Source organism: Pseudomonas sp. PME37.24/006, from assembly GCF_055556635.1.
This window is the reverse complement of sequence record NZ_JBVHNL010000108.1, coordinates 1-270: the sequence shown is the minus strand read 5'-3', so window position 1 is coordinate 270 and position 270 is coordinate 1. Positions and strand designations below refer to the sequence as shown.

The following is a 270-nucleotide window of genomic DNA, read 5'->3' as shown; positions in this document are numbered from 1 at the left end:
ACGTCCGCCAACTCCGCACCTTGACCCGCTTTCGCCAGCAACTGGTCGACCGACGAAGGGACACGAAGCTTCGCGTGGCCGCCCTGCTTCGTGACGCTCGCGTCGTCGAGCCCGGAGGCCGTCGATGGACCAAGGCATGGATGGCCTGGTTGGTGACCGCCGAGGGGCTGGGCAGCGAAGGGCGCTGGGTCGCCGATCGCCTCCTCGCCGAATACCACGAGCTCGCGGGCGAGATCGCCGCGGTCGAGCGGCGGTTGGCCCAGGTCACCG

Annotated in this window: 1 protein-coding gene; it reads left to right on the top strand. The window is 70.0% G+C overall.

The window, feature by feature from the left end; all coding sequences use genetic code 11:
- Positions 1-74: 74 nt before the first annotated feature.
- The coding region (locus ACZ3GY_RS24030; protein WP_465912249.1) for a hypothetical protein at positions 75-270 on the top strand (196 nt) is incomplete at its 3' end.